Source organism: Streptomyces sp. 11-1-2 (genome assembly GCF_003595545.1).
Lineage (GTDB): Bacteria > Actinomycetota > Actinomycetes > Streptomycetales > Streptomycetaceae > Streptomyces > Streptomyces hygroscopicus_B.
On record NZ_CP022545.1, the window covers coordinates 4,400,370 to 4,413,331 of the forward strand.

The following is a 12,962-nucleotide window of genomic DNA, read 5'->3' on the forward strand; positions in this document are numbered from 1 at the left end:
CCTCACAACAACCCCTAGATGCCCCCTACGACCCCCTGGAGACCCAAGGAGCGATAGGGGGCAACCGGTATTCGGCAACTCTATTGAAGGGTATGGAAAATCCTGTCCGATATCGAGAACGACGTCAATAGCAGAATTCTCGTCATGCCCTTCCGAGACCCTTGTTGATGAATGCGAAGAGCTCTTCGTCGCTGGCCGACTGGAGCTGCTCGGCGTCGACCGTGTCCTTCGCCGGACGCTCCGGCGCCGCCGTGGTGGCGGGTTCGGCGGTGACCGCCGTGCCGTCCGACTCGTTCCACTTCGCCATCAGCGACTGCAGGCGCATGGTGATCCGGGCCCGGGTGATGTTGTCGGGCGCGGTGCCGGTGAGCGCGGTCTCCAGCTTGTCGAGTTCTTCGAGCACCGCGGTGCCGTCGGCCGCCTCGTCGGGCGCGATCCCGGCCCGCAGATAGGCGGCCACGGCGGCCGGGGTCGGGTGGTCGAAGATCAGGCTCGGGGGCAGCTTCAGCCCGCTCGCGGCGCCGAGCCGGTTGCGGAGTTCGACGGCTGTCAGCGAGTCGAAGCCAAGCTCCTTGAAGGCCCGGCCCGCCTCGATCGCCTGGGCGCCGGAGTGGCCCAGCACGGCGGCCACCGCGCTGCGCACCAGATCCAGCAGCACCCGCTCCCGCTCGGTCTCCGGCAGCGCCGCGAGCTGCCCGGCCAGGGCCGCCCCGGCGGCCGCGCCGCCGCCGTCGGCCTCGGCGGTCGCCATTTCCTCGACGACCTCGCGGGCCTCGGGCAGGTCGTGCAGCAGCGGACGCGACCGGTCGGCGGTGAAGGCGAGGGTGAAGCGCCGCCAGTCCATGTCGATGACGGTCAGCGCGGTCTCGTCCCGGTCCAGCGCGTGCTGGAGGGTGGCGGTGGCCGGTTCCGGCGCCATCTCGTTGATGCCGTGGCGGCGCATCCGGTCGCCGACCGCGCCGTCCACCGTGGCGCCGTCGCCCCACGGACCGAAGGTCAGCGTGGTGGCGGGCAGCCCGTCCGCGCGGCGCTGCTCGGCGAAGGAGTGCAGGAAGGCGTTGCCGGGCGCCTGGTTGCCCTGGCCGGGTGCGCCGAACGTGGCGGAGAAGTGCGAGCACAGCACGAACGCGGTCAGCTCCAGGTCCCGGGTGAGCTCGTGCAGATGGCGCGTGGCGTCCACCTTGAGCCGCAGCACCCGCTCGACCTGATCCGGGGTCAGCCCCTCGATCACCCCGTCCTCGATGACCGCGGCGGTGTGCACGACGGCGGTCAGCGGCTGGTCGGCCGGGATGGCCGCGAGGGTCTCGGCGAGCGCCGCGCGGTCGGTCACATCGCAGGCGGCGAGGGTGACCTTGGCGCCGAGCCCGGTCAGCTCGGCCTCCAGCTCGACGGCCCCGGGGGCGTCCTGGCCCCTGAGGCTCGCCAGCACCAGGTGGTCGGCGCCGTTGCGGGCCAGCCACCGGGCGACCTGCGCGCCGAGCCGTCCCGTACCACCGGTGACCAGCGTGGTGCCGGTCGGCTTCCAGGACCGTACGGCGGAGGTGTCGGCCAGCGGGGCGCGCACCAGGCGGGGCACGAAGACGCCCGTGGCGCGGATCGCGGCCTGGTCGTCGTCGCCGTCGGACGCGAGGAGGCCCACCAGCCGGGTCAGGGCGCGCTCGTCGGGCGTTTCGGGCAGGTCGATCAGACCGCCCCAGCGCTCCAGGTGCTCCAGCGCGGCCACCCGGCCAAGGCCCCAGACGAGCGCCTGCTCGGGGGCGGCCGGCCGGTCCGCGCCACCGACGGAGACGGCGCCGTTCGTCAGGCACCACAGCGGCGCGCCGATTCCGGCGTCGCCCAGGGCCTGGATCAGCGCGAGCTGGGCGGCCGTTCCGGCGGGCAGCGAGGCGTGCCCGGGGCGCGCGCCCTCGGCCGGGGCCAGCAGCGACACCACCCCGGCGAACGAACCGCCCTCGGCTTCGGCGAGCGCGGTGCGCAGCCGCTCGGCCAGCTCGTCCCGGCCGTCGGTGCCGGTGTCCACGGCGATCCGCCGTACGTCGGCGCCGCGTTCGGCGAGCACACCGGCCACGGCGTCGGTCCAGGTGTCCTCGGCGGCCGGGGCGACGACGAGCCAGCCGCCGGACAGCCGCGCGGACCGCTCCTCGGCGAGCGGCTTCCACGTGACGCGGTAGCGCCAGCCGTCCACCGTGGACTGCTCACGGGCCTGCTTGCGCCACGTGGCCAGGGCGGGCAGGACGGCGCTCATGGGCTGATCGCCGTCGACCGTCAGCTCGGTGGCCAGGGTCTGCCAGTCCTCGGCCTCCACGGCGGCCCAGAACTTCGCCTCCACGGGGTCGTGTCCGGTCTTCCCGGCGGCCCGCTCGGGCGCGGCCTCGGGCCAGTAGCGCTGCTGCTGGAAGGCGTACGTGGGCAGCTCGATACGGCGGGCGCCGGTGCCGTCGAACACGGCCTCCCAGTCGACGCTCACCCCGCGCGACCACGCCTCGCCGACGGAGGCCCAGAAGCGGTCCTGGCCGCCCTCGTCACGGCGCAGCGACCCGATCGCGGCCGCGTCCACACCGGCGTCCTCGGCCGTCTCCTGCACACCCATCGTCAGCACGGGGTGCGCGCTGGACTCGATGAACACACCGAAGCCCTCGTCCAGCAGCCGCCGGACCGCGCCCTCCAGCTCAACCGTGCGACGCAGGTTGGTGAACCAGTACTCCGCGTCCAGCTCGGAACCCTCGACCCACTCCCCCGTCACCGTCGACAGGAACGGCACCTGGGCGCTCTTCGGCTGCACCGGGGCCAGCAGCTCCAGCAGCTCCTCACGGAGCAACTCGACCTGCGCCGAATGCGAGGCGTAGTCCACCGGCACCCGGCGCGCCCGCACCTCATCGGCCTCACAGGACGCCAGCAACTCGTCCAGCGCGGTCGGCTCGCCGGAGACGACCACCGAGGACGGCCCGTTGACCGCCGCGATGGAGATGCGCTCCTCGCCCCACGGCGCGATGCGCTCGCGCACGTCCGCCACCGGAAGCGCGACCGACACCATGCCGCCCTTGCCCGCCAGCACCCGGCCAATCGCCTGACTGCGCAGCGCCACCACCCGCGCCGCGTCCTTCAGCGACAGAATCCCCGCCACGTACGCGGCGGCGATCTCGCCCTGCGAGTGGCCGATCACGGCGGACGGGACGACCCCCAGCGAACGCCACAGCTCGGCCAGGGACACCATCACCGCGAACAGCACCGGCTGGACCACATCCACCCGGTCCAGCGACGGCGCGCCCTCGGCGCCGCGCAGCACCTCCACCAACGACCAGTCGGTGAACTCCGCCAGCGCCGCGGCACACTCCTCGATATGGGCCGCGAAGACGGGTGAGGCGTCCATCAGCCCCACGCCCATCCGCACCCACTGGGACCCCTGTCCGGGGAAGACGAACGCCGTCTGCCCGGCGACCACCGTGCCCCGTTCCACACCGGCCGCCATGCCGCCGTCGGCGAGGGCGTTCAGCCCGGCCATCAGCTCCTCGCGGTCCCGGCCCTGGACCACACCGCGGTGGTCCAGCGCGGCGCGGGTGGTGGCCAGCGACAGGCCGATGTCCACCGGGCGCAGCGCCGGTTCGTCGTGGAGCCGGTCCAGCAGCCGCCGCGCCTGGGCGCGCAGCGCCGCCTCGCTCTTGCCGGAGAGCACCCACGGCAGCACACCCGGCTGCTTGGACACCAGCTCGACCGGGCCCGGCTCCTCGGCGGGGGCCTGCTCGATGATGGTGTGCGCGTTGGTGCCGCTGAAGCCGAAGGAGGAGATGCCCGCACGGCGCGGGCGACCGGTCTCGGGCCACGGCGTGGCCGACCTGACCAGGGCGACCTTCCCCGCCGCCCAGTCGATGTGCGGGGACGGCTCGGCGATGTGCAGCGACTCGGGCACCACCCCGTGCTCCATCGCCAGCACCATCTTCATCACCCCGGCGATGCCCGCGGCGCCCTGGGTGTGGCCGATGTTGGACTTCACCGATCCGAGCAGCAGGGGCAGTTCCTCGGGCCGGTCCTGGCCGTAGGTGGCCAGCAGCGCCTGCGCCTCGATCGGGTCGCCCAGCGAGGTGCCCGTGCCGTGGGCCTCGACGACGTCCACATCGCCGCCGGACAGCCGGGCGTTGGCCAGCGCCTGCTGGATGACGCGCCGCTGGGAGGGGCCGTTGGGCGCGGTCAGCCCGTTGGACGCGCCGTCCTGGTTGACGGCGGAGCCGCGCACCACGGCCAGCACCTTGTGGCCCCGGCGACGGGCCTCCGAGAGCCGCTCCAGCAGCAGGACGCCCACGCCCTCGGCCGGGCCGAAGCCGTCGGCGTCCGCCGCGAACGCCTTGCAGCGGCCGTCCTGCGACAGCCCGCGCTGGCGGCTGAACTCGATGAACAGACCGGGGGTGGACATCACATGGACGCCGCCCGCCAGGGCGAGCGAGCATTCGCCCAGCCGCAGCGACTGGACGGCCAGGTGCAGCGCCACCAGCGACGCGGAGCAGGCCGTGTCCACCGTGACGGCCGGGCCCTCGAGGCCGAAGACGTAGGAGAGCCGGCCGGAGACGACGCTGCTGGCGTTGCCCGTGCCGAGGTGGCCGCCGAAGTCGTCCTCGGCGTCGAGCGCCACCGACAGATAGTCGGAGGCGTTCATGCCCGCGAAGACACCGGTCCGGCTGCCGCGCAGGGACGCGGGGTCGATCCCGGCCCGCTCGAACGCCTCCCACGACGTCTCCAGCAGCAGCCGCTGCTGCGGGTCCATCGCCATGGCCTCACGCGGCGAGATCCCGAAGAACGCCGCGTCGAACCGGGTGGCGTCGCCCAGGAAGCCGCCCTCGCGGGTGTAGGTGGTGTCCGGGGTGTCCGGGTCCGGGTCGAACAGGTTCCGCAGGTCCCAGCCGCGGTCGGCCGGGAACTCCGTCTGCGCCTCGCCACCGGAGGCCATGAGCTGCCACAGCTCCTCGGGGGTGCGCACACCCCCGGGGAAGCGGCAGCTCATGCCCACGATGGCGATCGGCTCATGGGCCTGGTCGTCGACCTCCTGCAGCCGCCGGTGGGCGGCGGTGAGGTCGGTGGTGACCTTCTTCAGATATTCGCGGAGCTTGGCTTCGTTCGCAGTCGCCATGGACGTTCACCTATTCGCAATGCTCTGGTTCGTCGGGGGGTTCGGATGGGTGTGCTGCCGCGCTTCAGCCGTTGCCGAACCTCTTGTCGATGAAGTCGAAGAGGTCGTCGTCACTGACCTCTTCGAACGCGTCCGCCTCGGCGTCCGCCCCGGCGTCGTCCGCGGTGCGACGCACGTCGTTCCACTTCGCGAGCAGCGTCTGGAGGCGCACCGCGATGTTCGCATGCGCGGCCTCGTCCTCCGTCACCGATGCCAGATCCTCCGGCGTCAGCGAGGACAGGCTGTTCTCCAGCCGCTCCAGTTCCTCCAGTACGGACACTCCGGGGCCGTCGGCCTCCGGCGCCACTTCCTGGCGCAGATGGTGCGCGAGCGCCACCGGTGTCGGGTAGTCGTAGACCAGCGTGGCCGTCAGCCGCAGCCCGGTGGCCGCGTTCAGCCGGTTCCGCAGTTCCACGGCCGTCAGCGAGTCGAAGCCCAGATCCTTGAACGCCTGCTCGGCGCCCACCTGGTCCTTCGAGGCATAGCCCAGCACGGCCGCCACCTGACGGCGGACCAGGTCCAGCACGGTCAACTGCTGCTGGGCCTCCGACTGCCCGGCCAGCCGCTGGGCCAGGGTGCCGTCCCCGGTGTCCGCCACCGCCTCCGGGGCGGCGGGGCCGCCGGTCGCGGCGCGGCGCACGGGCGTGCGCACCAGGCCGCGGTAGAGCGGCAGCAGCTCCCCGGTGGCGGCGGCCGCGCGCAGCGTCGCCATCTCCAGCCGTACGGGCACCAGCACCGCCTCGTCGGCCACGGCGTGGGCCGCGTCGAACAGGGCGAGCCCTTCCTCGGCGGACAGCGGCAGCACCCCGCCGCGCGCCGCCCGCTGCTGGTCGGCCTCGCCCAGCCGGCCGCCCATGCCCCGCTCCTCGGCCCACATGCCCCACACCAGGGACAGCGCGGTACGGCCGGTGGCGCGGCGGTGGCCGGCGAGGGCGTCGAGGAAGACGTTCGCCGCCGCGTAGCCGCCCTGGCCCGCGCCGCCCATCGTGCCGGCCGCGGCCGAGAAGAGCACGAAGGCGGACAGGTCCAGCTCGCGGGTCAGTTCGTGCAGGTTGACCGCCGCGTCGACCTTGGGCCGCAGCGCCGTGTCCACCCGCTCGGGCGTCAGCATGTCGATGACACCGTCGTCGAGGACGCCCGCGGTGTGCACCACGGCCGTCAGCGGACGCTCGGCCGGAATCGTGGCCAGCAGCCCGGCCAGCGCCTCCCGGTCGGCCGCGTCGCATGCGGCGACGGTGGCCTGTGCGCCCAACTCGGCGAGATCCGCCACCAGTTCGGCCATGCCGTCGGCGGCGGGGCCGCTGCGGCTGGTGAGCAGCAGATGGCGGGCGCCGTGCGCGGTGGCCAGATGGCGGGCGAACAGCCTGCCCAGACCGCCGGTGGCGCCGGTGATCAGCACTGTGCCGTCCGGGTCGACGGCCTTGCCGGTGGGCTCGGTGGCCTTGCCGGTCGGGTCGACGGCCTTCCGCTCCGACGTCTCGGCGGCCGGGGCCGTCTCGACCCTGGCCAGGCGCGGCGCGTACGCCGCCCCGGCGCGCAGCGCCAGCTCGGGCTCGCCCGAGTCCAGCGCCGCCGCGAGCGCCGGGTAGGACACCTCGCCGTCCACGTCCAGCAGCACGAACTGGCCCGGGTTCTCCGTCTGCGCGGAGCGCAGCAGACCCCACACCGGCGCGTGCGCCAGGTCCGCCACCGCCGGGTCGGCGGCGGCGGCGACCGCGCCACGCGTGACCACGACCAGCCGGGCCGAACCGGGCCGGCCGCCGTTCAGCCACTCCTGGAGCAGGCCCAGGACGCGGTGGGTGGCCGTGTGCGCACCGGCGGCGAGGCCGCCCTCCGTGGCGCCCGGCTCCGGCGGGAACGGCACCAGCACGGTGTCCGGCGCGGCCTCGCCCGCCTCGACCGCCGCGTTCAGCGAGCCGAGGTCGTCGTGGACCGTGGCGCGGAACCCGGCCGTCTCCAGGGCCACGCTCAGCTTGAGCTCATCGCCGCCGATGACGGCGAAGCCCGCCGACGCGGCCTGCGAAGGCGCCTGCGAAGGCGCCTGCGAGGACGTCTGCGAGGACACCTTTGAAGGTGCCGCCACCGGCGCCCAGTCGATACGGAACAGCGACTCATGGCGGTCGGAGGCGGTCGCACCGGCGATCCGGTCCACCTCCAGCGCCCCGGTCTCCAGTGCGTCCACCGACGCGACGAGCGCACCCGTCTCATCGGCCGCCACCATCGACACCGCGCCGTCCTCGGTCAGCGCCAGCCGTACGCGCAGCGCCTCGGCACCGACCGCGTACAGGCTCACCCCACGCCAGGAGCGCGCCACCGCGGCACCGCCCGCGCCCAGCGCGAGCGGCTGCAGCGCACCGTCCAGCAGGGCCGGGTGCAGGGCGAAGCGGGCGGCCTCGGGCTGCCGCTCCGCCGCGACCCGGACCTCCGCGAACAGCTCCTCGCCACGCCGCCAGACGCGGCGCAGGCCCTGGAACGCGGGGCCGTGCAGCAGCCCGGCGCGCGCCATGCTCGCGTACAGCTCATCGGTGTCGACCGCTTCCGCGTCGGCGGGCGGCCACACGGACAGCGCCTCGGCGCCGCCACCCGCCAGGGCGTCACCCGCCGGAGCCACGCCCGCCGAGGACACGCCCGCCAGGGCCTCGCCCGAGGCGAGCACACCGGCGGCGTGCCGGGTCCACGGCCGGTCCGCCTCCGCGCGCTCGTCCCGCGCGTACACGCCCAGCGGACGACGCCCGTCGGCGTCCGGCTCGCCGACCGACACCCGTAGCCGCACCCCGCCGCGCTCCGGCAGGATCAGCGGCTCGTCCAGGGTCAGCTCCGCCAGCAGCCCACAGCCCACATGGTCCCCGGCGCGCACCGCCAGCTCCACGAACGCGGAGCCGGGCAGCACGGCCGTGTCCGCGACCGTATGGTCCGCCAGCCACGTGTGCGAGGCGAGCGACAGCCGCCCGGAGAACACATACGCGTCCGCGTCGGGCAGTTCCACCGCCGCGCCCAGCAGCGGGTGATCGGCCGAGCCGAGCCCCGCCGAGGCGACCTCGTCCAGGCTCAGCAGGGCGTCGACCCAGTAGCGGCTGCGCTGGAAGGCGTACGTCGGCAGCGCGACCTTCCGCGCACCCGTACCGGCGAAGAACGCCTCCCAGTCCGGGGCCGGGCCACGGACGTACAGCCGGGCCAGCGCGCCGGTCAGCGCCTCGGCCTCCGGCCTGCCCTTGCGCAGCGCGGGCAGCAGCTCGGCCGCGTCGGGCTCGGCCAGGCAGTCCTGCGCCATGGCGGTGAGGACACCGTCGGGGCCCAGCTCCACGAAGGTGGTCACGCCCCGGGCTTCGAGGGTGCGGACACCGTCGAGGAAGCGCACGGCCTCCCGGACGTGGCGCACCCAGAAGCCGGGGCTGGTGATCTCCTCGGCGGAGACCAGCTCGCCCGTCAGGTTGGAGACGATGGGGATGCGCGGGGCCTCGTAGGTCAGCCCCTCCGCGACCTCGCGGAACGCGTCCAACATGCCGTCCATGCGCGGGGAGTGGAAGGCGTGGCTGACCGTGAGGCGCTTGGTCTTACGGCCCTGCGCCTCGAAGCCCGCCGCGATCCGCTCGGCCGCGTCCTCGTCACCGGCGATGACCACGGAGGTCGGACCGTTGAGCGCGGCGATGCTCACGCGGTCGGTGAGCAGCGGCGCCACCTCGTCCTCGGCCGCCTGGACGGCGATCATCGCGCCACCCGCCGGAAGCTCCTGCATCAAACGGCCACGAGCCGCCACCAGCTTCGCCGCGTCCGCCAGCGAGAGGACACCCGCCACATGGGCGGCGGCCAGCTCACCGATGGAGTGGCCCGACAGGAAGTCCGCCTTCAGCCCCCAGGTCTCCACCAGCCGGAACAGCGCCACCTCGACCGCGAACAGCGCGGGCTGAGTGAACCCGGTCCGGTCCAGCGCGGACGCGTCCTCGCCGAACAGCACATCCCGCAGCGGTCGTTCGAGATGCGCGTCCAGGTGGGCACACACCTCGTCCAGCGCGTCCGCGAACACCGGGAAGGTGTCGTACAGCTCACGGCCCATGCCGAGCCGCTGGCTGCCCTGTCCGGTGAACAGGAACGCCACCTTGCCACCGGCCACCGAGCCCTCGACCAGGCCCGGCACCTCGGACTCGCCCCGCGCCAGCGCCGCGAGACCGGCCAGCAGCCCGTCCCCGCTGTCCGCGGTGAGCACGGCCCGGTGGTCCAGGGCGGCGCGGGTCGTGGCCAGCGAGTAGGCCACATCGGTGGCGGCCGGTGCGGTCTCGCCGCCGAGGTGGGCCAGGAGCCGTTCGGCCTGGCCGCGTACGGCGGCCGGGGACTTGGCCGACAGCACCCACGGCGCCGTCGGCAGCTCCACCGCCGGTGCGACGACGGGGTTCTCCGCAGGCTCCGGGGCCTGCTCCAGCAAGGTGTGCGCGTTGGTGCCGCTGATGCCGAACGCCGACACCGCCGCCCGGCGCGGACGGCCGGTCTCCGGCCACTCCCGCGCCTCGGTCAGCAGCTCCAGCTCCCCGGCGGACCAGTCGACATGCGGGGTCGGCTCGTCCACGTGCAGGGTCGGCGGCAGCACACCGTGCCGCAGCGCCAGCACCATCTTCATCACTCCGGCGACACCGGCAGCGGCCTGCGTGTGCCCGATGTTGGACTTGATGGAGCCGAGCAGCAGGGGCCGCTCGGGGTCCCGCTCCTGCCCGTAGGTGGCCAGCAGCGCCTGCGCCTCGATCGGGTCACCCAGCGTCGTACCGGTGCCGTGGGCCTCGACCGCGTCCACCTCGGACGCGGACAGCCCCGCACCCGCCAGCGCCTGCCGGATCACCCGCTGCTGCGAGGGACCATTCGGCGCCGTCAGACCGTTGGACGCACCGTCCTGGTTGATCGCGGAGCCGCGGACGACCGCCAGCACCTCATGGCCGTGGCGCTGGGCGTCCGACAACCGCTCCACGAGCAGCATGCCCACGCCCTCGCCCCAACCGGTGCCATCCGCACCGGCCGCGAACGCCTTGATCCGACCATCCTCCGCCAGCCCACGCTGACGACTGAAGTCCACGAACGAACCCGGCGTCGACATCACCGTCACACCACCGGCCAGCGCCAACGAGCACTCACCCGCACGCAACGCCTGAATCGCCCAATGCAACGCCACCAAGGAGGACGAGCAGGCGGTATCCACCGTCACCGCCGGGCCCTCAAGACCCAGCGCATACGACACCCGACCCGACATCACACTGGCCGCGTTACCCGTCCCCATGAACCCATCGCCGCCGTCCGGCGAGTGGAGGACGAGCGACATGTAGTCCTGGCCGTTGGTGCCCGCGAACACGCCGACCTGCTGACCACGCAGCGTCGTCGGATCGATTCCGGCCCGCTCGAACGCCTCCCACGACGTCTCCAGCAGCAACCGCTGCTGCGGATCCATCGCGAGCGCCTCACGCGGCGAGATGCCGAAGAACGCCGCGTCGAAGTCCCCGGCGTCCGCCAGGAATCCGCCCTCGCGGACATAGCTGGTGTTCTCGGTGGCGGAGTCCGGGTCGTACAGCGCCTCCAGGTCCCAGCCACGGTCGGCCGGGAAGCCCGTCACCGCGTCCTGCCCGGAGACCAGAAGCCGCCACAGCTCCTCCGGCGACCGCACGCCGCCCGGGAAACGGCAGCTCATCCCGACGATCGCGATCGGATCGTCGGCGACGGCCACCGTCATGGACGGCACACTGCCCCTTGCCTCGGCCGCGCTCTCCTCGCCCAGGATCTCCGTACGGAGGTGGGCGGCGAGCGCCGAGGACGACGGGTAGTCGTACACCAGCGTGGGCGGCAGCCGCAGCCCGGTCACGGTGTTCATGCGGTTGCGCAGCTCGACGGCCGTCAGCGAGTCGAAGCCCAGATCCCGGAACGCCCGGTCCGCCTCCACGGCCTCCGCGTCGGAGTGGCCCAGCACATCGGCCACGGCCGAGCGCACCAGGTCCAGCAGGATCCGCTCGCGCTCGGCCGCCGGGACCCCCGCGAGCCGCTGGGCCAGCGAGGACTCGTCCGCGCCGCCACCGGCCGTACGGGCCGTCCGCCCGCTTTCGGCCTCCAGCGCGGTACGCACCTCGGGCAGCTCCAGCAGCAGCGGGCTCGGCCGGGAGGCGGTGAAGCCGGGGGCCAGCCGCTCCCAGTCGATGTCCGCGACCGTCACCGCGGTCTCGTCCAGATCCAGCGCGCGCTGCAGCGCGGCGATGGCCAGGTCCGCCGCCATCGGCGGCACACCGGCGCGGCGCATGCGCTGCTCCAGCGCGTCGTCCGCGGCCATCCCGCCCTCGGCCCACGGGCCCCAGGCCACCGAGGTGGCGGGCAGGCCCTCGGTCCGGCGGCGCTCGGCGAGCGCGTCCAGGAAGGCGTTCGCGGCGGCGTAGTTGGCCTGACCGGCGGCGCCGATCGAGCCCGCGAACGAGGAGAACAGGACGAAGGCCGTCAGGTCCAGGTCCCGCGTCAGCTCGTGCAGATTGGCCGCGGCCTCGGCCTTGGCGCGCAGCACGGAGGCGAAGCGCTCGGGGGTCAGCGACTCCAGAACGCCGTCGTCCAGCACCCCGGCCGCGTGCACCACCGCCGTCAGCGGCAGTTCGGCCGGGAGCCCCGCCACCAGCGCGGCCAGCGCCTCGCGGTCGGCGGCGTCGCAGGCCGCGACGGTCACCCGGGCGCCCGAGGCGGCGAGTTCGTCCCGCAGCTCGGCCGCGCCGGGGGCGTCGAGGCCACGGCGGCTGGTGAGCACCACGTGTTCGGCGCCCTTGTCGATCAGCCAGCGGGCCACATGCGCGCCCAGCGCGCCCGTACCGCCGGTCACCAGGACCGAACCCGCACCCGGCCGCCAGTCGCGGCCGTGCCCGGTGTTGGCGGACCGGGTCAGCCGGCGGCCGAAGACGCCGGAGGCGCGCACCGCGACCTGGTCCTCGCCCGCGCCAGCGGCCAGCACTCCCGCCAGCCGCGACAGCGCCCGGTCGTCCACCGTCTCCGGCAGATCGACGAGACCGCCCCACCGCTCGGCCAGCTCCAGGGCCGCGACCCGGCCCAGGCCCCAGACCCGCGCCTGCCACGGGTCCACCGGCCCGTCCGCCCAGCCGGTCGAGACCGCGCCGCGCGTGGCGACCCACAGCGGCGCGTCCACGTCCAGATCGCCCAGCGCCTGCGCCAGGGCGGCCGTGCGGACCAGCCCGTCGGCGCCCTCAGCGCTTTCGGCGCTTTCGGCGCTTTCGGCGCTTTCGGCGAGGGCCGGGAGCGCGAACACCCCGGCCACCGGGGCGTCGGCGACCGCCTCACGCAGCCGCTCGGCCATGCCCGTACGGTCCGTGGCGGCCAGCTCGACCCGCTGGACCTCGGCGCCGCGTGCGGACAGCGTCCGTACGACACCCTCGGCCAGCGCGCCGTCCGCCTCTTCAGTGGTGGTGACGACCAGCCAGCGGCCGGTCAGCGCCCCCTCGGCGCGGGCGGCCACCGGCTTCCAGGTCACCTGGTAGCGCCAGGCGTCCACGGTGGACCGCTCGCCCTGGCGGCGCCGCCACGAGGACAGCATCGGCAGAACGGCGCCCAGCGAGGAGAGCGCGTCGGCGTCCTCGGACTGCAGCGTCCCGGCCAGGGCCTCCAGGTCCTCGCGTTCGACGGCCTCCCAGAACCGCGCGTCCACGGAATCCATGGCCGCGACGGCCTCGCGGACCTCCTCCGGGTTCTCCACCCAGAAGCGCTGCCGTTGGAAGGCGTAGGTCGGCAGCTCGATGGCGCGGGCTCCCGTACCGGCGAAGAACGCCGACCAGTCCAGGGCCAGCCC

At 74.2% G+C, this 12,962-nt stretch carries 2 protein-coding genes and 10 pseudogenes; all 12 read right to left on the bottom strand.

Annotated elements, in window-relative coordinates; genetic code table 11:
• Positions 1 to 142: 142 nt before the first annotated feature.
• Positions 143 to 5,119 (bottom strand): type I polyketide synthase, encoded by a 4,977-nt coding sequence (locus tag CGL27_RS18460; RefSeq protein ID WP_119988549.1) that lies wholly within the window; start codon positions 5,117 to 5,119, stop codon positions 143 to 145.
• A 64-nt stretch (positions 5,120 to 5,183) separates the two neighbouring features.
• On the bottom strand, positions 5,184 to 6,035 hold the full coding sequence (locus CGL27_RS53485; protein ID WP_346345787.1) for a beta-ketoacyl reductase: 852 nt from the start codon (positions 6,033 to 6,035) through the stop codon (positions 5,184 to 5,186).
• A gap of 48 nt (positions 6,036 to 6,083) precedes the next feature.
• Positions 6,084 to 7,379 (bottom strand): annotated as a pseudogene (locus CGL27_RS53490) (beta-ketoacyl reductase); the annotation flags it as partial.
• Positions 7,371 to 7,931, bottom strand: a pseudogene (locus CGL27_RS53495) (polyketide synthase dehydratase domain-containing protein); the annotation flags it as partial. The pseudogenes CGL27_RS53490 and CGL27_RS53495, both read right to left, overlap by 9 nt.
• Positions 7,923 to 8,144: pseudogene (locus CGL27_RS53500) on the bottom strand (hypothetical protein); the annotation flags it as partial. The pseudogenes CGL27_RS53500 and CGL27_RS53495, both read right to left, overlap by 9 nt.
• Before the next feature lie 222 nt (positions 8,145 to 8,366).
• Positions 8,367 to 9,212: pseudogene (locus tag CGL27_RS53505) on the bottom strand (acyltransferase domain-containing protein); the annotation flags it as partial.
• A 210-nt stretch (positions 9,213 to 9,422) separates the two neighbouring features.
• Positions 9,423 to 9,770, bottom strand: a pseudogene (locus CGL27_RS53510) (ketoacyl-synthetase C-terminal extension domain-containing protein); the annotation flags it as partial.
• 6 nt (positions 9,771 to 9,776) lie between these two features.
• Positions 9,777 to 10,121, bottom strand: a pseudogene (locus CGL27_RS53515) (polyketide synthase); the annotation flags it as partial.
• Between the two features lie 30 nt (positions 10,122 to 10,151).
• A pseudogene (locus CGL27_RS53520) lies at positions 10,152 to 11,003 on the bottom strand (type I polyketide synthase); the annotation flags it as partial.
• A pseudogene (locus tag CGL27_RS53525) lies at positions 10,983 to 11,453 on the bottom strand (beta-ketoacyl reductase); the annotation flags it as partial. The pseudogenes CGL27_RS53525 and CGL27_RS53520, both read right to left, overlap by 21 nt.
• Before the next feature lie 66 nt (positions 11,454 to 11,519).
• A pseudogene (locus CGL27_RS53530) lies at positions 11,520 to 12,710 on the bottom strand (beta-ketoacyl reductase); the annotation flags it as partial.
• A 24-nt stretch (positions 12,711 to 12,734) separates the two neighbouring features.
• Positions 12,735 to 12,830, bottom strand: a pseudogene (locus CGL27_RS53535) (hypothetical protein); the annotation flags it as partial.
• Positions 12,831 to 12,962 lie beyond the last annotated feature (132 nt).

Bases quoted from the DNA above. Each gene is read 5' to 3' on its own strand.
- CGL27_RS18460 (WP_119988549.1), bottom strand. From the start codon at position 5,119: ATGGCGACTGCGAACGAAGCCAAGCTCCGCGAATATCTGAAGAAGGTC.
- CGL27_RS53485 (WP_346345787.1), bottom strand. From the start codon at position 6,035: ATGTGGGCCGAGGAGCGGGGCATGGGCGGCCGGCTGGGCGAGGCCGAC.